The sequence below is a fragment of the Actinomadura formosensis genome, from assembly GCF_050948385.1.
GTDB classification, from domain to species: Bacteria; Actinomycetota; Actinomycetes; order Streptosporangiales; family Streptosporangiaceae; genus Spirillospora; species Spirillospora formosensis.
Window position 1 is genome coordinate 4,147,252 of sequence record NZ_CP192011.1, and the last position, 17,430, is coordinate 4,164,681.

At 68.9% G+C, this 17,430-nt stretch carries 22 protein-coding genes; 12 read left to right on the top strand and 10 right to left on the bottom strand.

Annotated elements, in window-relative coordinates:
• Positions 1–45 precede the first annotated feature (45 nt).
• From ACQP1N_RS19950 to ACQP1N_RS19960, 3 genes are all read left to right on the top strand, one after another.
• Positions 46–645 (top strand): helix-turn-helix domain-containing protein, encoded by a 600-nt coding sequence (locus tag ACQP1N_RS19950; protein WP_433225867.1) that lies wholly within the window; start codon positions 46–48, stop codon positions 643–645.
• Positions 645–1,346, top strand: coding sequence for an MOSC domain-containing protein (locus ACQP1N_RS19955; protein WP_067793564.1), 702 nt, complete (start codon positions 645–647; stop codon positions 1,344–1,346). The genes ACQP1N_RS19950 and ACQP1N_RS19955 overlap by 1 nt, the downstream gene beginning before the upstream one ends.
• A gap of 245 nt (positions 1,347–1,591) precedes the next feature.
• A complete protein-coding gene (locus ACQP1N_RS19960) occupies positions 1,592–2,932 on the top strand; it encodes a DUF4913 domain-containing protein (RefSeq protein ID WP_067793563.1) in 1,341 nt (446 codons plus the stop codon).
• A gap of 306 nt (positions 2,933–3,238) precedes the next feature.
• On the opposite strand, the gene ACQP1N_RS19965 is transcribed toward ACQP1N_RS19960, so the two are convergent.
• Both ACQP1N_RS19965 and ACQP1N_RS19970 read right to left on the bottom strand, forming a co-directional pair.
• Positions 3,239–3,526, bottom strand: coding sequence for a DUF5753 domain-containing protein (locus tag ACQP1N_RS19965; protein WP_433225869.1), 288 nt, complete (start codon positions 3,524–3,526; stop codon positions 3,239–3,241).
• 76 nt (positions 3,527–3,602) lie between these two features.
• Entirely contained in the window at positions 3,603–3,863 is a 261-nt protein-coding gene (locus ACQP1N_RS19970) for a helix-turn-helix transcriptional regulator (protein WP_084262415.1), read from the bottom strand.
• Positions 3,864–4,314: 451 nt separating this feature from the next.
• Between ACQP1N_RS19970 and ACQP1N_RS19975 the strand changes: the two genes are divergently transcribed.
• A complete protein-coding gene (locus tag ACQP1N_RS19975) occupies positions 4,315–4,827 on the top strand; it encodes a hypothetical protein (protein ID WP_131732428.1) in 513 nt (170 codons plus the stop codon).
• 156 nt (positions 4,828–4,983) lie between these two features.
• Here ACQP1N_RS19975 and ACQP1N_RS19980 read toward each other — a convergent pair whose 3' ends face one another.
• The gene (locus tag ACQP1N_RS19980) at positions 4,984–5,265 is read right to left on the bottom strand and encodes an ATP-binding cassette domain-containing protein (protein WP_306303151.1); all 282 of its coding nucleotides are present in this window, start codon (positions 5,263–5,265) and stop codon (positions 4,984–4,986) included.
• A gap of 770 nt (positions 5,266–6,035) precedes the next feature.
• Between ACQP1N_RS19980 and ACQP1N_RS19985 the strand changes: the two genes are divergently transcribed.
• The gene (locus ACQP1N_RS19985) at positions 6,036–7,478 is read left to right on the top strand and encodes a sensor histidine kinase (protein ID WP_207393967.1); all 1,443 of its coding nucleotides are present in this window, start codon (positions 6,036–6,038) and stop codon (positions 7,476–7,478) included.
• A 90-nt stretch (positions 7,479–7,568) separates the two neighbouring features.
• Here the strand turns inward: ACQP1N_RS19985 and ACQP1N_RS19990 are convergent, their stop codons facing one another.
• Positions 7,569–8,171, bottom strand: coding sequence for a carbonic anhydrase (locus ACQP1N_RS19990; RefSeq protein ID WP_067793559.1), 603 nt, complete (start codon positions 8,169–8,171; stop codon positions 7,569–7,571).
• A 462-nt stretch (positions 8,172–8,633) separates the two neighbouring features.
• On the opposite strand from ACQP1N_RS19990, the gene ACQP1N_RS19995 reads away from it, so the two are divergent.
• Complete coding sequence (locus ACQP1N_RS19995) at positions 8,634–10,136, top strand: SulP family inorganic anion transporter (protein WP_067793558.1); 1,503 nt, start codon at positions 8,634–8,636, stop codon at positions 10,134–10,136.
• Between the two features lie 776 nt (positions 10,137–10,912).
• Here ACQP1N_RS19995 and ACQP1N_RS20000 read toward each other — a convergent pair.
• On the bottom strand, positions 10,913–11,578 hold the full coding sequence (locus tag ACQP1N_RS20000; RefSeq protein ID WP_067803262.1) for a response regulator transcription factor: 666 nt from the start codon (positions 11,576–11,578) through the stop codon (positions 10,913–10,915).
• On the opposite strand from ACQP1N_RS20000, the gene ACQP1N_RS20005 reads away from it, so the two are divergent.
• The 4 genes from ACQP1N_RS20005 to ACQP1N_RS20020 all read left to right on the top strand — a co-directional run bounded on the left by ACQP1N_RS20005 (position 11,577) and on the right by ACQP1N_RS20020 (position 12,316).
• Positions 11,577–11,792: a hypothetical protein gene (locus ACQP1N_RS20005; RefSeq protein ID WP_433225874.1), complete on the top strand. Its 216-nt coding sequence runs from the start codon at positions 11,577–11,579 to the stop codon at positions 11,790–11,792. The genes ACQP1N_RS20000 and ACQP1N_RS20005 overlap by 2 nt on opposite strands.
• 91 nt (positions 11,793–11,883) lie before the next feature.
• Positions 11,884–12,060: a hypothetical protein gene (locus tag ACQP1N_RS20010; protein ID WP_433225876.1), complete on the top strand. Its 177-nt coding sequence runs from the start codon at positions 11,884–11,886 to the stop codon at positions 12,058–12,060.
• Entirely contained in the window at positions 12,057–12,152 is a 96-nt protein-coding gene (locus ACQP1N_RS20015) for a MerR family DNA-binding transcriptional regulator (protein WP_433225878.1), read from the top strand. The genes ACQP1N_RS20010 and ACQP1N_RS20015 overlap by 4 nt, the downstream gene beginning before the upstream one ends.
• Positions 12,149–12,316, top strand: a complete 168-nt coding sequence (locus ACQP1N_RS20020; RefSeq protein WP_433225880.1) for a hypothetical protein — start codon at positions 12,149–12,151, stop codon at positions 12,314–12,316. Before ACQP1N_RS20015 ends, ACQP1N_RS20020 begins: the two co-directional genes overlap by 4 nt.
• Positions 12,317–12,338: 22 nt before the next feature.
• On the opposite strand, the gene ACQP1N_RS20025 is transcribed toward ACQP1N_RS20020, so the two are convergent.
• Positions 12,339–12,596 (bottom strand): hypothetical protein, encoded by a 258-nt coding sequence (locus tag ACQP1N_RS20025; RefSeq protein ID WP_433225882.1) that lies wholly within the window; start codon positions 12,594–12,596, stop codon positions 12,339–12,341.
• A 420-nt stretch (positions 12,597–13,016) separates the two neighbouring features.
• Between ACQP1N_RS20025 and ACQP1N_RS20030 the strand changes: the two genes are divergently transcribed.
• Both ACQP1N_RS20030 and ACQP1N_RS20035 read left to right on the top strand, forming a co-directional pair.
• A complete protein-coding gene (locus ACQP1N_RS20030) occupies positions 13,017–14,018 on the top strand; it encodes a DUF5753 domain-containing protein (RefSeq protein WP_433225884.1) in 1,002 nt (333 codons plus the stop codon).
• Positions 14,019–14,113: 95 nt separating this feature from the next.
• Entirely contained in the window at positions 14,114–14,941 is an 828-nt protein-coding gene (locus ACQP1N_RS20035; protein ID WP_067803252.1) for an SAM-dependent methyltransferase, read from the top strand.
• Between the two features lie 83 nt (positions 14,942–15,024).
• Here ACQP1N_RS20035 and ACQP1N_RS20040 read toward each other — a convergent pair whose 3' ends face one another.
• From ACQP1N_RS20040 to ACQP1N_RS20055, 4 genes are all read right to left on the bottom strand, one after another.
• Positions 15,025–15,615, bottom strand: a complete 591-nt coding sequence (locus ACQP1N_RS20040) for a GNAT family N-acetyltransferase (RefSeq protein ID WP_067803250.1) — start codon at positions 15,613–15,615, stop codon at positions 15,025–15,027.
• A 44-nt stretch (positions 15,616–15,659) separates the two neighbouring features.
• On the bottom strand, positions 15,660–15,857 hold the full coding sequence (locus ACQP1N_RS20045; RefSeq protein WP_131732426.1) for a hypothetical protein: 198 nt from the start codon (positions 15,855–15,857) through the stop codon (positions 15,660–15,662).
• A gap of 132 nt (positions 15,858–15,989) precedes the next feature.
• Positions 15,990–16,655 (bottom strand): CoA transferase subunit B, encoded by a 666-nt coding sequence (locus ACQP1N_RS20050; protein WP_067803244.1) that lies wholly within the window; start codon positions 16,653–16,655, stop codon positions 15,990–15,992.
• Positions 16,655–17,422: a CoA transferase subunit A gene (locus tag ACQP1N_RS20055; RefSeq protein ID WP_433225887.1), complete on the bottom strand. Its 768-nt coding sequence runs from the start codon at positions 17,420–17,422 to the stop codon at positions 16,655–16,657. Before ACQP1N_RS20055 ends, ACQP1N_RS20050 begins: the two co-directional genes overlap by 1 nt.
• Between the last annotated feature and the right edge of the window lie 8 nt (positions 17,423–17,430).

The window sequence follows — 17,430 nt, forward strand, 5'->3', positions numbered from 1 at the left end:
GCGAAATATTTCGCCTGCAAGGCGACGCCGGGTTACCGTGGAGGCATGTCGGACCCACGCGACCCGGTCGCTCAGGAAATAGCCGAGATCCCCGGGCGGATCCGGCGGCTGCGCAGGCGGCACGGGTGGACGCTGGAACGCCTGTCGGACGCGACCGGCCTTTCCAAGGCGTACCTGGGACGCCTGGAGAGCGGCGAGCGGCAGCCCTCCCTCGCGGCGTTGATGAGCTTGGCACGGGCGTTCGGCGTCGCCGTGTCGGAACTGGTGGGCCGGGACAAGGCGGGCGGCGGCTTCGTCGTGCGCGGCACCCGGGTCCGGGAGGAACACGGCAACGGGCTGCGGTTCCGGCCGCTCACCCCGCCCACGGCCGGCGGGCTGGAGGCCATGCGGGTGACCGTCCCGGCCGCACACAAGCCGGACCGGATGTACGAGCACGCGGGCCAGGAGTGGCTGTACGTCCTGTCGGGACGGCTGTCGCTGTCCCTCGGCGGCGGGAACGAGGTACTCGATCCCGGTGACGCGGCGCAGTTCGATGCGCAGATCCCGCACCGGCTGGCCGCCGCCGGCGCCGCGGACACCGAGTTGCTGCTGGTCGCGGCCCCGGTGGCCGCGCCGCTGTTCGACTCCTACCTACGGAGGACGTGATGGAGGCTCGATCCGGTGCCCGGGTCCTGACCGTCAGTGCCGGTACCGCCGGGGACCTCCCGTACCGGGGCCGCACCATCCGCAGCGCGTTCGCCAAGAAGCCCATCGACGCGCCGGTCATGGTCACCGCGCTCGGTCTGGCAGGCGACGAGCAGGGCGACCGCGTCAAGCACGGAGGACCGGACAAGGCGGTCTGCGTCTTCCCTTCCGAGCACTACCGCCACTACGAGCGGCTGCTCGGCCGCCGTCTCGACCGGCCGGCCTTCGGCGAGAACCTCACCACCTCGGGGCTGGACGAGCACGAGGTCTGCATCGGCGACGTGCTCCGCGCCGGCGGCGCCGTGCTCCAGGTCAGCCTTCCGCGCAACCCCTGCTACCGCCTCGCCGCCCGGTACGGCGCCGGGGAACTGCCGCTGTGGTTCGAACGCTGCGGGCGGACCGGTTTCTACACGCGGGTCCTCCAGGAGGGCCGGGTCCGCGCGGGAGACCGGATCGACCTGATCGACCGCCTCCACCCGTCGGCCACCCTCGCCGAGGCCAACCGCCTCATGCACCACGACAAACGCGACCTGCCGGCCATCCGGGCGCTCCTCGTGCCCGAACTCGGCCACAACTGGCGCCGCACCTTCGAGAACCGGCTGGGCGGCACGATCGAGGACCCCACCCGCCGCCGCTTCGGCCCGGCGGGCCCACCCTCCTGACCTGCCGAAAAGGTTCACCGGATCGTCATGCGCCTGCTGAACGCCCCCGTGCGGGCAGCCGCCCGGCCCTCACCCGCGCCACCGGTGAACCCTCCGAGGTCGCCGGCTACCGCGGAGTCGCCCGGAAACCCTCCGCCTGCCGAAGCCCGCCGGCGGCCACCAAAACCACGACTCGCCGGACCCTGCGCTTTCAACCTGGTTATCATCTTTGGCGCTCCCCGAACTTGCGTCGATTCGGAGGTCAGTTGCCCATCGACGACCACGGCCCGGCAGGTCACACCGCCTCTCCGCCCGAACAGGCGGATTCTGCGCCCGACACCGACGAGCAGTCCGCAGCGGCGGCCTGCGAGCCCCACTTCCACGATCCGGAAGAGTTCTTCGTCGAGTTCCTGGCCCCCATGTACCGGCGAAGGGTCGGGGACAAGTTCCGGTGGTGCGCGCAGTGGTGGAAGCACGCCGAGGCGATCTTGAGGATCACCGCGCTGTGGGAGACCTGGGAGCACTACCGGCATGAGGGGGCTCTGGGGATGTCCACCTGGCTGACCCACCACGCCACCCCCCACATGGACGTCCTGCTGTCCTCCGACGGCCCGTTCGCGACGTGCAGCCCCGAGTACCACGATCAGCAGGCCCCGCTGCCCTATCGGCTCGCGCCCGACGGCCTCTGGGCGAGCACCGCCTTCAGCGACCCGGATCGTCCGCGCCGCAAACCTCTGCCGCCGTGGTCGGACGGCCGGGACGACCTGCCGGGGGCCCGCGAGCCGGGGAGCCGCGAGGACGTGGGAACGCTCCTGCGGGAACTTGAGCAGATGATCGGCCTCGCGGGGGTCAAGGGTCAGGTCAGCACCATCGTCGATGCCATCGAGGTCGGTTTGCAGCGGTCCCGCCTCGGCCTGCGCGTGCCCAACCCCGGGCACCACCTGGTGTTCACCGGCCCCCCGGGGACCGGCAAGACCACCGTCGCGCGGCTGTACGGCCGCATCCTGGCGGCGCTCAAGGTCGTCAGCAAAGGCCATATCGTCGAGGTCGCGCGTCCCGATCTGGTGGGCCAGTACATCGGTGAGACCTCCAGGAAGACAAGAGAGAAGTTCGACAGCGCGCGGGGCGGCGTCCTGTTCATCGACGAGGCGTACGCCCTGGCCCGCTCCGACTCCGGCCGCGACTTCGGCCGCGAGGCGATCGATGTCCTGGTCAAGCTCATGGAGGACCACCGCGACGACGTCGTGGTCATCGTCGCCGGCTACGAGACTGAGATGCAGGACTTCCTCTCGTCCAATCCGGGGCTGCGCTCGCGGTTCACGCGCACCATCGCGTTCGAGGACTACACCTCGGCGGAACTGGTGGAGATCGTCGGCCTGCACGCCGCCCGCGACGGCTACTTCCTCACCCCGGAGGCCAAGAGCGGGCTGTTCTCCTACTTCGAGCTGGAGAACCGCGACGCCTCCTTCGGCAACGGACGCGCCGCACGGCAGGTCTACGAGGCCATGGTCGAACGCCAGGCGGGTCGTCTCAGGGCATCGGGACGCGCACTGTGGGAGTTGGAGCGGCAGGAACTCTCCCTCCTCACCCTCATCGACATCTCCTGAGCCGCCCGGCAGCGGATTTCCGCGGGCAGCCCTGGCGTCACGGGCGGAAGGCGGTGCTGTTCCCTGCCCGGCAGGGGGCGCGGTTCGAGACGCCCATCGGCCACGAGCGCCTCGCAGCCGTGGAGGCCGGCGTCCGTCGTATTGCCCGGCCTCATGATCCCGTCGACGAAGCCGCCAAGGCCGACTCCCAGCACGATCCCCGGCAGTCGCAGGCTGGCCGGTCCGGCGTTGGCGGCGGCCCTGGCCCCTCCCCCTCCGGACGCGAGTGCGGTGGAGCTTCGCTTCGGGACGGTGGCGAGGGGCGCGTCACCGAGAGCGGACACACGAAATGTGCGGTTCGCTCGCCAAGCTCAGGAGGCGCTCAAGTTGCCCACGCATTACCTCAGTGCTGCCCACCTGTCGCCGGAGTACGTGGTCACTCAACACGAAGAGGAGCCACGGCGCGTCCGCTCGGGTCAACAGCGCCTGGCGCTCCATGCGGACTGTAAGCAGTTCCTCGAACTTCTCAGCCCGTTGCCCCACCTCCAGAACCGTTCGGGCGTACTCGGGCGTCTGCAACAACCCGGGGATGAGCAAAGGAGCGAATGCCTTCACCGAGGACGCCTCGTGCTCAGCCTCGGCATAGGGCCGAAAGCCGGGGGCAGGACCTGGAGCTTGCCGAGCTCCTGGATCACTCCCAGATGCGGAGGAACGTCCCGTTCGTCTTGAAGAAGCCGTCGCAGTCCCGGGCGAATTCCTCGGAAGGTGCGTATTTGCCCGCCTCGATCTGGCCGATCCACTGAGGGCTGTAGCCGATCCTCTTGGCGAGCTGTGGACGGGACATACCGGCGTTTTCCCGATATGCACGTAGCTCGGTACCGTAGTACTCGGTCGGCGAGGAGGGAACGCCGGGGTCGCGGGGGCGACGGGGCATGAAATCCTCCAAGATCATAAAGCGGCACGGTTTTCCAACCGCACGCGGGGGAGTTTCTTTCGCTGTGCGTCTTGCTCTTCCAGACGATAACCCGATCACAGCAAGCTTGGGGGTGGTAACGGAGAGAAATCGCACCGAAAGTTCAATCGATCATGGACACGCCAGACCACCCCGCTGACCAGGCGTTGGCCCGACTCCGTGAGGAGTTCCAAGGGCACCGCATCTGGCGCGCAACACGCTACGACGGAAAGCTCGGCGATTGGGTCGCCACTCTGCACGACCCAAAGGCCGGTGTGGATCCGACCGTCATACGCAACACCGCAGAAGAGCTTCGCGAGGCACTCACCGTCGAACTCAATCGCGCATCCGTCAAGAGGACATCGACCTCCACTGAGCGGGGGCGTCAGTAATGGGATTGATCGAGGCCAAGCTCTGGATGCCCCCGGCCGTTCCCTTTTCCTCCATTACGGTGCATCTCGACCGACTTGCGGAGGAAGTCGCCCGCAAAGGCTGGAAGCCCGTCCCCCGATACGACGGGCCGCACCCGCTCCTCCGCGTGTTCGCCCCGGACGTCCCGCAGTTCGGCGAGAGCATCACGCTCGTGCCCGGACTGACACCCGACATCTGGTGTTACAGGTCGAGCACGGGCGAGTACCTCGCGCCGCATACCAGGCCGACCAGCGCGGCCGAGCAGATCACTCGGATCCTCATCCGGTACGTGACCGCCGTACGCGCCGCCCGGTCACACCAGACGCGAGCGGGCGGGGTCCCCTCCCCCACTCCCCCGGCCGAACCGGACCCGTCCCACGCGCCGACGATCGCCGAGGTGCAACAGCGGTTCGCGGGTGTCATCTGCTGGTGGGGTCCCCTCACCTGCGCATGGTGGGCGATCGTCCCCGACGAACCCCAATGGAGGATCGTCAGCGCCGAGACCCCGGACGCCCTCATCCGGACGATCCTCAAGGCCCGGACACGCCGATGACCCGAAGCCGCCGCGCGGCGGGGAGGCTCCCCCGTGCCTCCCCGCCGCGCGGCTTCCATCTGCCCAGGCCCCGGCCTTCTTGTGCCCGCGCCCCTTCACCGGCGGACGACCGTCCACGAAACCAGCACGGAGCGGACGCCGCCGGGGCGGCGAAGGTCACGCGCGCCCGCCGGCGGGCGCCGACGCGGAGGTCGGCTCGTCCAGGATGAGCAGTTCCGGCTCGTGCATGAACGCCTGGACCAGGCCGACCTTCTGCCGGTTCCCCTTGGACAGTTTGCCGATCCTCCCTCCCGGGTCGAGGCCGAGGAAGCCGAACACCTCCCCCGCGTGGACGTCGAGGGACAGCCCGTCCAGCGCGCGATGGTCCAGACCATGCTCGAAGCCGCGGGCGAGGACACCCCCGCCGCCCGGCGCCTCACCGAGATGCGCGACTTCCACGGGTTCATGTTCCGCGAGTTCCCCGCCCTCATCGACCGCTGGCACGCCCAACGCGACCGGCCGCCGTCCTGATCGCGGTCATGCGGCACCGTCCCGGTACCGGACTGGCCGGAAGCGGTCATTTCAGCGCCGCCTCATGCGGAGACAACCCGGCCCCGGGCAGCCCACCACCATCGGGATATCCCCCCACCGCCGGCATAGCCCCGTCGACCCCTGCCACTCTATCGGCAGGTCAATGACAGGCATCCTTACGCATTCATCATCTGTAGTCAGCCGAAGAAAATAATTCATCTTCCGCCAAGCGGAGTTCGGCAAGGCTCACCTTGCGAAGATGAAGGCATTTTCATCTAATTCTCACCGGTTCGGTGTCTTTTGCTGCAAAACTGGCCGAATGAGGTCTCGTAAGCGCGGTTTGGTGATCACCGCGATCCTCCTTCATGTGCCGCTCGCGGGGACCACGGGTTTCCTGGACAAACGGCCGGCCCCGCCATCGCCGTTCGGCTCGGTCGTCGTGCTGTCAGGTGACATGGGCGGCCCCAACGTTGCCCCGCCGGACCGCCGCATACCGCTGCGGGAGGCGTCCGCTTCGCCGGAGCCGCAGTGCTCCCCACCGGCGAACCGGCCGTCGCGGCATTCGACGACACCGGCCCTGAGCCAGTGGAGACGGCCGATACCGCCCCCTTCCTGTCCACCGTCTCCGAGCCGGACGCTGCTGGTCAGGGGCGGTGGCGATGTCATCCATAACGGCTGAGCGGGTACTCAGGTGGCCGGTGAGCGCGCGCGTCCGGATCGTCGGATGGATGCTGCTGCTGGTCGGGGCCTCTCTGGTGGTGTCCATCGTGGGCAGCGCGGTGATCCTGAGCGGCCAGCTCGACGCCCGGGTGGTGGCCGAGCTGCGCCAGGAGGCCGATGAGTTCCGCCGTTTCGCGGTCACCACCCGCGACCCGGTGACGGGCCGGCGCTACGCCACGGGCGCGGGCCTGATCGCCGCGTTCCTGGCCGCTCATCTGCCGAGCCGGAGCATGACGTTCTTCAGCATCGTGGACGGGCGGGTGGACCGGCGAAGCCTCCACGCGCCGTCCCCGAGACTGGACAGGGACAAGGCGGTGGTGGCGCGGTTCGCCGCGGTCCGGGGCACGCAGCTCGGCTGGCTCGACTCGCCCGCCGGACGCGTCCGGTACGCGGTGATACCGGTGCAGATCAGCGGCGATCCGCATGACGCCCGGCTGGTGCTCATCTCCTTCTGGAACGGCCGGCACGACGAAGTCCTGCAGGCGACGCGGGTCTTGGCGCTCACCGGTTTCGGTGCGCTGGGAGTGGCGGGGGCCATCAGCTGGAGCGTGGCGGGCCAGGTGCTGGCACCGATCCGGCTGGTCCGCAGGACGGCCGAGCGGATCGGGGAGTCATCGGATCTGACCCGGCGGCTGGAGATCAGCGGAAGAGACGATGTCGCGGCGCTGGCGCGCACGTTCAACCACATGCTCGACAGGCTGGAACAGGCGTTCACCGTGCAGCGCCAGTTCATGAACGATGCCGGGCATGAGCTGCGCACACCGATCACGGTGATCCGCGGGCATATCGAGCTGATGGGCGAGGACCCCCGTGAGCGTGCCGCGGTGCAAGAACTGGTTCTGGACGAGCTGGACCGGATGGGACGCATCGTCGGCGACCTGCTGATGCTGGCCCAGGCGGAGCGTCCGGACTTCCTGACCCCCGAGGTGGTGAACCTCACCGACCTCACCGTCGAGGCCCTCGCCAAGGCGCATGCGCTCGGCTCGCGGAAATGGCGGCTGGCCTCGGTCGCCGAGGGGGACATCATCGCGGACGGGCAGCGGCTCACCCAGGCCCTGATGCAGTTGGCGTTCAACGCGGTGCAGCACACCCGCGACGGCGACCGGGTGGAGATCGGCTCCGCCACGCGGGACGGCCGGGTACTGCTGTGGGTCCAGGACGAGGGGCCGGGAGTGGAACCGGCGGACCGGGAACGCATCTTTGAACGTTTCACCCAGGCCGGGGCCCGCGGCGACTCGTCAAACCACAATGGCACGGGCCTTGGTCTGGCCATCGTCCGGGAAATAGCCACCGCCCATTCAGGCACCGTCCGGGCGGATGCAGCCGAGGGGGGCGGGGCGCTCTTCGTCCTGGACATCCCATGGGTGGCTCCGGCTCGAAAAAGCGAACATCGACGTGCGCGCCGCCGTCGGCGGCGGTGAGGCCCACCGAGGACGGGCGATGCCGTGGTCCCGGGGACCGATAGCGGGGGGGTTGGTCGACCCGGGACCACGGCGGTCAAAGAGACCGCCTCACAGGCGGTGGAAGGTGGTGCCGGTGGCGTCCAGCCCCCACACCGTCCCGCTGTCCACCTCGTAGTACCAGCCGTGGATCCGCAGCCGTCCGTCCTCAATCGCGAGCCGGACGTGCGGGTAGGCGTACAGCGTCTTCACCTGGGCGATCACGTTCCGCTGCACCGACTCGGGCAGCGCCGGATCGCTGGGGCTCGTGCCCAGCACGCCGTTCAGGCCCGGCTTGGCCTGCTCCAGCCAGCCGGCGACCTCGGGTAGCCCGGACAGGTCGTCGCCGCGGACGAGCGCGCCCACCGCTCCGCAGTGGGAGTGGCCGCAGACCACGATGTTGCCGACCTTGAGCACCTGGACCGCGTACTCGATGGTGGCGGCCTCCCCCGTGGGGACGCGGGGGCGGTAGGGCGGCACGATGTTGCCGGCGGTCCGCAGCTCGAACAGCTCACCCGGCCCCACGCCGGTGATGTGCGCGGGGACCACCCGCGAGTCCGAGCAGGCGATGAACAACGCCTTGGGGGACTGGCCGGACGCCAGTTTGGCGTAGTGCTCCCGGTTCCCGCCGATCCGGTGACGGAACGCCCGGGCCCCTTCATAGATCTCTTTCATACCTCTGTCCCGACTCGTAGGTAGTCGTTTGCCACCTCCAGAACGTGGCCGGGCGAGATAAGCCTGTGATGAGCCATGGATGAGGATTCGCTCATCTCGAACGGGGCCGCCATCGAAAACCCGCTCTCACCATGACCTCAGCAAAAAAATGACTCCATGCATTTCAGATTGTGAGACCCCATGTTGAGGTCACCGAAACTGTACGGACCGTGGTCGGCGCAGCTAGCACCCATTTTCCCGGGCTTCACACATTCCAGATGAAGACGCTCTCATCCCGGATTCACCGCCGGTTCATCTTCCGCACCCAAGGTGCAGGAACGGTGAATCGGCCACCACGTGAAGCAACAAGGAAAAGGAGCATGCATGTCGACCTCCCCGCAGAGCGCCGGGCGCCACGCCCACCCCAGAGCCGGGAATCGAAATACTCCGGGGGCTGATTCGGACAAGCCGAGCAGAGCGTCGGTGCTGGGCACGGACTTCGCCGCCTCCATCGTCGTCTTCCTGGTGGCCCTGCCGCTGTGCATCGGCATCGCCGCCGCGTCCGGCGTCCCACCGGCGCTCGGCATCATCACCGGCATCGTCGGCGGCCTGATCGTCGGGTTCCTGCCGGGCAGTTCCCTCCAGGTCAGCGGGCCGGCCGCGGGTCTGGCCACGCTGGTTCTGGAGACGGTCACCAAGCACGGTGTGGGGGCCATCGGCCCCATCGTGCTCGCCGCCGGGGTGCTGCAGATCATCCTCGGAGTCTGCAAGGCCGGCCGGCTGTTCCAGGCCATCTCGCTCTCGGTCGTGCTGGGCATGCTCGCCGGCATCGGCCTGCCGCTGCTGCTCAGCCAGACCTACGCGATGGCCGACTCCAAGCAGCACGGATCCCCGCTGGCGAACTTCACCAGCCTCCCCGGGCTGGCCTCCGACGTCCTCAGCAACCCGTCCCAGCTCACGGCGCTGGCACTGGGCCTCGGCACGATCGCCCTGTGCAGCCAGTGGCACCGGGTCCCCAAGCCGGTCAGCAAGTTCCCGGCCCCGCTCGCGGCGGTCATCCTGGGGTCGCTGATCGCGGCGATTCCCGGCGTCGAGGTGCACCGGGTGGTGGTCCACAACGTGTTCGCCTCGATGCAGCTGCCCGGACTCTCCGACTTCACGGGCCTCGCCCACCCCGAGATGATCACCCTGGTGATCACCTTCACCGTGATCGCCTCCGCGGAGAGCCTGTTCAGCGCGTCCGCCGTGGACCGGATGCACAACGGGCCGCGCACGCGTTTCAACGCCGAGATGATCGCCCAGGGGGTCGGCAACACCATCGCGGGACTGCTCGGCGCGCTGCCCCTGACCGCCGTGATCGCCCGCAGCACGACCAACGTGGTCGCCGGCGCCCGGACCAAGCTGTCGCGCATCCTGCACGGCGTATGGCTGCTGGGGTTCGTGCTGCTGCTCCCCGGCCTGCTCGGCCTGATCCCGCTCGGCGTGCTCGCGGGCATCCTGGGGCACGTCGGCTGGAAGCTGTTCAACCCGAAGGCGTTCGCGAAGATGTGGCAGACCGACCGCGGCGAGGGCGCCGTGATGATCATCACCACGGTCGTCATCTTCTTCACCAACCTCCTCGAAGGCGTGATGGCCGGCCTGGCCGTCGCGGTCATCCTCGCCGCCCTGCGGCTGTCGCGGATCAGCCTGCACAAGACCATCGACGGCGACGGCGCCGCCTGGCTGGTGATGCGCGGTAACGGGACGTTCATGCGGCTGCCGCACCTGGCCGACGCCCTCGCCTCGCTCGAAGGGCATCCCCGCACCTACATCGACCTGGCCGGGGTGTCCCATCTCGACCACACCTGCCGCAACCAGGTGGAGCAGTGGGCCGACCAGCAGCGCAAGAACGGCGTCGAGCATGTCGAAGTGCTGCTGCCCGAGGATCAGCCCGAACCGGAATCACCGATGGCGGCCCGGGTCCCCCAGCGCGCCGCCTCCGGATGACACCCCCATCACCTCCGGCCAGGCTGCGGGGGCGGCGCCCCGCCGCCCCCGCACCGGCCGCCGGACACCGGCACCGGCCTCACCGGCCGACCGGATCGCGCACGTGGCGGGCCGACGCCAGACCGCTGCCCTTCACCACCGGCGGACCGGCTGCCGGGGTGCCGCAGACGGTCCCCCCACGACCACGATGAAAGGTCGCAGCCATGACCGGCTCCCTGAGCGAACCGTTCAGGGAGCCGGCCGCGGCCGTACTGATCTGTAGCACCGGCCATGTCCAACCCGGTGACCTCGGCCGCGAACGCCACCGCCCGGCCCGCTCCATGCCCGCCTCGGCCACGCGGCCAAGCCGCAGATGCCGCTTGCGGCATCGTCCTCGACCGGGCCCGCCTCCCCCGCCAGCTGCGCGTCACGGCGAACACCGCCCAGGTCTTCGCGATCACCCATCAGGGCTGGGAAGGCCCGGACTCGCCCCACCCGCCCCCCTCCCCCTGACCGGCAGGGGGCCGCTCTGGCGCACGGCCCCCTGCCCCCCACTCCCGGTACATCGCCCCTTGACCGCAGAGATGCCGGTTATCCGGCGCGGACGGCATCCCTCCCCCTCCCCGCACAGCGCCGCCCCCAGGAGAAACCAATGATCGAACCCGCGATCGCCCGGCTCGTTGAACGCGCCGTCGCCCACGATCGAGTGATCACCCAGGCGCGGGAGGCCGCCGAATCGAAGCGGCACCGGCGCCCTTCGTCCGCAAAGGACGGTGAGCGAAAGCCGATGTCCCCCCTCAGGCGTTGAGCCGGTAGCCTGCGCCGCGGATCGTCTCCACCCGCTGGTGGCCGATCTTGCGGCGCAGGTTCTTCACGTACACCGCGACGAGGTTGGATCCGGGGTCGAAATCGAACCCCCAGACGGCGCTGAGCAACTGCTCGCGGGTCAGGACCCGGCCGGGGTTCCGCAGGAAGACCTCGGCCATGCCGAATTCCCGGGACGACAACTCCACCGCGGTCCCGTCCACGTACATCCGCCGGGTGAGCAGATCCAGCGTGAGATCCCCGGCCTGCAGGACGGTGACCTCCGGCGCGCTCTCTCCGCGCAGCCGCAGCCGCAGCCGCACGCGGGCGAGCAACTCCTCGAACGCGAACGGTTTCGAGACGTAGTCGTCCGCACCGCCCTGCAATCCGGCGACGGTGTCGCCGACACTGTCCCGCGCGGTGAGGATGATGATGGGGAGCGTCACCCTGGCCTCCCGCAGCTGGCGCAGGACCGTGAAGCCGTCCCGGACCGGCAGCCCGATGTCCAGGATCATCAGGTCGTAATATCCGGTGCGCGCGAACTGGTAGGCGGCCAGGCCGTCCTCGGCCACCGTGGCCGAGTATCCCGCCCCTTGCAGACCCTTCTCAACGAACGCCGCGGCCCTGGCCTCATCCTCGGCGATCAGAATCCGTCGCATGGCATCCCTTCCGGTGTCCACCTACTGCTTCGGATACGGGGCCGAGAGGGTGATCGGATCACCCATGCCGTACACGGGGTTCCACAGAGTCACTGGCGCCGGTGACACGGTGCCGGACGCACCGGGCGCCGTCCCCGGCTTCGACGCGTTCGCCCGGTACCGCAAGCTGTTCGACGGCCCGCTGATCGCCGATCGGGGTTCGGGCGGCCGATGAGGGCTTCGGCCCGGCTTGCATCCTGTACCGAGGTACAGGCTTACCGTCGGGATGTGGCCGCCGCCGGGGTGGCCGGGCGGAGGAGCCGAAGATGGCCGAGCCGGAGCGGTGCTGTGCCTTTCTGGCCTTCTCCTGCACGCGGACCGCGGAAGGGCTGGTGGTGGAGGTGACCGCGCCGGCTGAGGCGGGCCCGACGCTGGACGGGATGCAGGCGCTGGCCGAGCGCGACGCCCCGCCACAGGTCGTCGCGCAGGGCTGGACGAGGTGAGCGGCCGGTACGAGGGGCTGCGGTCCCGCCAGGTCGCCGAGGCGGCCGGGGTGAATCCGCAGACCCTGCGGTGCTACGAACGGCGCGGGTGAAGCTGATCGAGGTCGAGCGGCGCATCGCCGACCTGCAGATCATCCGCACCACGCTGCAGGGGGCGATCGAGGCGGGCTGTGCTGACCTGATCGCCTGCGCTGGGGAGCCCCGCCGCCCGCTGCCGTTCAGCGGCCTCACCCACCCCGATCTGGAGCAGATGTGACGACGCGTTCTCGTCCGAGCCGTCATAGTGAGGGCGTCCCTGGGGCGCCGTACGTAGTGGTACGCAGACGGCGGCGCAGCGCCGCGTCGCGGTGCTGGTCACCGAGCGCGGTGATGTCGACGGCGACCGGGGAAGTGCGCATGATGCTCCTTGTGGTGGCGGGGTGGTCGTCCAGGTGATCGTCCGCCCAGAAGTCCTCAAGCTGGTGGCGGCTGAGCTGTGACACCGGCACGTGCGGCAGCATCCGCCCGGTACGAATGGCCCAGGTAGTGAACAGCATCTGTGCTATGTCCCGCCAGTACGCCTCGTTTACATCGAATATCGGCAAACTGGACGGCACCGAGAACCCTCTCCGGTAGAACGATCACCTTTGAGGAGGATCTTGGGGTCTTCCAGCCGCACTCGGCAGCGCTTTACGGACATCCGGAAAATTCCGGAAGAACGATCTTCGCCTCCGGGAACCCATGGCGATAAGGGCGAGTATGTACACTTTTACAAGTCAAGACGAGTGGGCTTCCGCCGACGTCAGCGGAAAGCGTCGCAGGACATCCATGCAGGCCAGCAATGCGCGGGTTCTCTTCTGGGGCACCCTCGCCTTACGGGCCGAACTCCGTTCTGTGTCAGATGACACAGTCCGCACCGGTTCTCCTGGAACGCTAGGATCATCCAACCGATCTCCAGTGGAGGACCGAGACCCTCAATGGACAAACGGCGCGCCGTAATCCTCGCCGATTTTCGCGAGTTCCTCGATTCCGCGATCAATAGGGCGGGAGTGAACTTCGCGACGGCCAGGCGGCTGTCCGGGCAGTTGCAGGGGACTGTTGGCGCTCATGGGGCTCCGCTTCAGCCGGTCTACAAGTCCACACTGCATGACCACGTCCGCGGAAAGCAGCGTCAGAACCTCCCGCCCTGGCCATGGGTGGCCAACCTATGGGCGTTCCTGGTCGCCGCCGCCGCGGAGAACAAGGCCGATCCGGACGCACTCGGCCCCCTCAAGGAGTGGCAAGCGGTCTACGAAGCAGCCGAGGCCGGGCTTCGTCGGCTGGGCAAGCAGGCCATGGACGCAGAGGCGGCGGTATTGCCCCCCACTCCCCTGGTCGAGCCGTACACGGCCTGGTGGGCCGCCTACGCGGACATCGTTCCGCCCTGGTTCGGGTGGTACCTGAACCTTGAGCCTCTGGCCACCGAGGTCCGCTGCTATGAGGAGCTGTACATTCCCGGCCTCCTCCAAACCAAGGAGTACGCCGAGGCCGTGGTACGTCTCCAACACGGCCGGGCACCCGGGGCACAGGTCAAGCGGCGGGTCGAGCTGCGGATGCTGCGGCAGCGGCTCATGCCGCACGGCGGCCGCCGCATATGGGCACTCATCAACGAAAAGGCGTTGCAGAACCCTCAGATCGGTCAAACCGCCATGAAGCGGCAACTGCACCGCCTTCTCCAAACCCCGGACCACATGCCGGTCCAGATCGTTCCGGCCCCCGTTTCAGCTCGCCAATCGGTGACCGGGCCGATCACCGTGCTGCGTTTCAGCCACGCAGACCTGCCGGACACCGTCTATCTGGAACAAGACGATAGTGCGCTGTATCCGGCTGACCCGGAGGTCCGCGCGCTGTACCTCCAGCAGTTCAACAGCCTGGTAATTGCGGCTCACCGCCCCAAAGAATCACAGGCCATCATCGAACAACTGATCAACGATATGTGACAGTTGCCGGTGTCCCCTTGCAGGGGGTTGCCTGCCCGTGACAGGAGCCAGAGGATGGAGGTCCCTCTGTGCCCCACGAAAACTCTGGAGATCATGTGTCCGATGACGCCTTCGCGTGGCAGAAAGCCGAAAACGAACTGACCGAAATCGACACCTCAGTCCCGCACTCCGCCCGGATCTGGAACTACTGGCTCGGCGGCAAAGACAACTTCCCCGTCGACCAGGCCGCCGGCGACCAGTACGCACAGACCTTCCCCGGCATCCTCGACCTCGCCCGGCTCACCCGCGGATTCCTCAAGCGGTCAGTCCGCTTCCTCGCCAGGGAGGCCGGGATCCGCCAGTTCATCGACGTGGGCACGGGCCTGCCCACGATCGACAACACCCACGAAGTCGCCCAGCGCATCGCACCCGACGCCCGGATCGTCTACGTCGACAACGACCCCCTGGTGCTCGCACACGCACACGCCCTGCTCACCAGCACCCCGCAAGGCACCACCGACTACATCGACACCGACATGCACCGCCCCGACACCATCCTGGAAGCCGCGGCCCGCACCCTGGACCTCGACCGGCCGGTCGGACTCACCTTCATGGGAGTACTGGGGCACATCGCAGACGACGGCGAGGCCCGCTCCATCGTGACCGCCCTCATGGACGGTCTCGCACCAGGAAGCCACCTGGCCATCTGCGACGGATACGACGTCCTGTCCCCCGAGCTCCTCCAAGCCCAGCAGGACTACGACGACGGCGGGTCGGTCCCCTACAAGCTGCGAAGCCGGGAACAGCTCGAAAGCTTCTTCACCGGCCTTGAACTCCTGCCGCCCGGCCTGGTCCCCGCTCCCCAATGGCGCCCCGAAACCGAGATCATCAGCCCGGCGCCGCAGGTACAGCCGCTGGGAGGGATCGCCGTGAAGAACAGGTGAGACCGGCGACCGCCACCGGCCATCCGCCGGTCCTGACAGATCTCGCGTTCAACGGTGCCGCCGCCCTGATCGGCCACCTTGGACTAGCCTCCCTCGCCGGGCCGGCGCCACATGGGCCAGAACCGCGTGCCGTCCGGCAGGTCGAACGGCGGGCGGTCCCGGTAGCCGTGCCGCAGGTAGAGCGCGCGGCTGCGCGGGCTGCTGGCCTCCAGGTACGCGGGTGTACCGGCGGCGTCCAGCAGCGCGTGGCGATGGCGCAGCAGCGCGCTCCCGAGCCCCCGGTCCTGGTGATCCGGCCGTACGGCGAGCAGCGCCAGGTGGTGATGCGGGCTCTCCGGGTGGTTCTTCGCGAAGAGCTCATCCAGGTGCGTGAACCGCTGCGTCCACGGGCCGCACGCCTCGGCGAGCCGCCGCTCGTAGTCGGGCGGCTCGGGCAGCGGGTCGGCCCGCGGGAACCACACGGCCGCGCCGGCGCCGTCCTCCACGACGTCCACGTCACCGTGTTCGACTGCGTGCTCGACGAGGATACGGAAATCCGCGCGCAGGACGTCCACCCGCACGGCCGAGTCCGGTACCAGCCAGGCGGTGGCCCGCAGTCCGGCGAACGCGGTCGCGACCAGGTCGGCCACCGGCCCGACGTCGCCCGGGCCGGCCGTGCGAATCGAAGTGCTCATCGGTCTGTCTCCTCCATCGGCTGTCTCGGGCGGGCGACCCGTCGTCACGACGTGCGCGGAAGATCATCGGGCTCGCCGACCGGCGCGGCGCCGGAGTCGAAGCCCGCCTCGGCTCCCAGTCCGATCCTCGCGTACACGGCGGAGTTGCCGACGCGCAGGGCCGGTGCCCAGACCGCGCCCAGGGCCGCCGCGGCGACGTACAGACTGGGCAGTACCCACCGGAGCGGCGAGTCCCTGTGCACGCCTGGCAAGGTGACGAAGTTGACCACCGCGAGGTACACGATGATGGCCAGGGCGACGGTCGCGCGCCGGTCCGGATGCCGGTGCGACCGAACACCTTCGGCAGCACCCGTTCCCGGCCGCGAACAGGCTGGTCACGAACAGCGCGCGGGCGATGTGATCGCGGTGCCGCTCAGGCGGACGTCAGCGGCGGTCTTGGCGCGAATCTCCTCGGACGTCACGTCGGGTGCCGTCTCCACCAGAATCAGGCCGTCCAGAGTCACGTCCAGGACGCCCAGGTCGGTGATGATGCGATCCACGCATCCTCTGCCCGTGAGGGGCAGGTCGCATTCTTCAACGATCTTGGGGCTGCCGTCCTTGGCGGTGTGGTGCATCAGGACGATGACCTGGCGGGCGCCGTGCACAAGGTCCATGGCGCCGCCCATCCCCTTGATCACCTTGCCGGGGACGGACCAGTTCGCCAGGTCACCACGGGCGGAGACCTGCATGGCGCCGAGAACGGCGGTATCGACGTGACCGCCGCGGATCATGCCGAAGGACAGCGCGGAGTCGAAGAAGCTGGCGCCGGGCCGGACGGTGACGGTCTCCTTGCCGGCGTTGATCAGGTCCGGGTCCACCGCGTCCTCGGCCGGGTAGGGACCGACACCGAGGACGCCGTTCTCCGACTGCAGAACGACCTCCACCCCCGCGGGCAGGTGGTTGGGAATCAGCGTGGGCAGCCCGATGCCGAGATTGGCGTAGGATCCGCCGGTCAGTTCCGCGGCGGCGCGCGCCGCCATCTGGTCGGTGGTCCAGGGCATCAGGCGTCCTTTCGGGGTGAGACCGTGCGCCGTTCGATCCGCTTGCCGGCGGCCTGCCCGGGGGTGAGGGCGACCAGGCGCTGGACGAAGATGCCGGGCAGGTGGATCTCATCCGGGTCGAGTTCACCGAACTCGACCAGTTCCTCGACCTCGGCGATCGTGATCCGGCCCGCCATGGCCGCCAGCGGGTTGAAGTTGCGGGCCGACTTGTTGAACACCAGGTTGCCGTGCCGGTCCCCGCGGGCGGCGTGCACCATCGCGAAATCGGTGGTGATGCCGTGCTCCAGCACGTGGGCGCGGCCGTCGAACTCGCGCACCTCCTTGGCCGGTGAGGCGACCGCCACGGTGCCGTCGGCCGCATACCGCCAGGGCAGCCCTCCGTCGGCGACCACGGTGCCGACACCCGCGGGCGTGTAGAAGGCCGGGATGCCGCAGCCTCCGGCGCGCAGCCGCTCGGCGAGCGTGCCCTGCGGGATCAGTTCCACCTCGATCTCACCGGCCAGGTACTGGCGCGCGAACTCCTTGTTCTCTCCTATGTACGAGCCTGTCACCCGCGCGATGCGGTGGGCGGCAAGGAGCACCGCCAGACCGGAGTCCATCGCACCGCAGTTGTTGGAGACCACCCGCAGGCCGGTGGCACCGGCCTCGTACACGGCCTGGATCAGGGTGTCCGGGACACCGCACAGGCCGAAGCCGCCGACCGCGAGGGACGCTCCTTCCCCGATGTCCGCCACGGCCTCCGCGGCCGTAGCGACTGCCTTGTCCACTCGCCGAC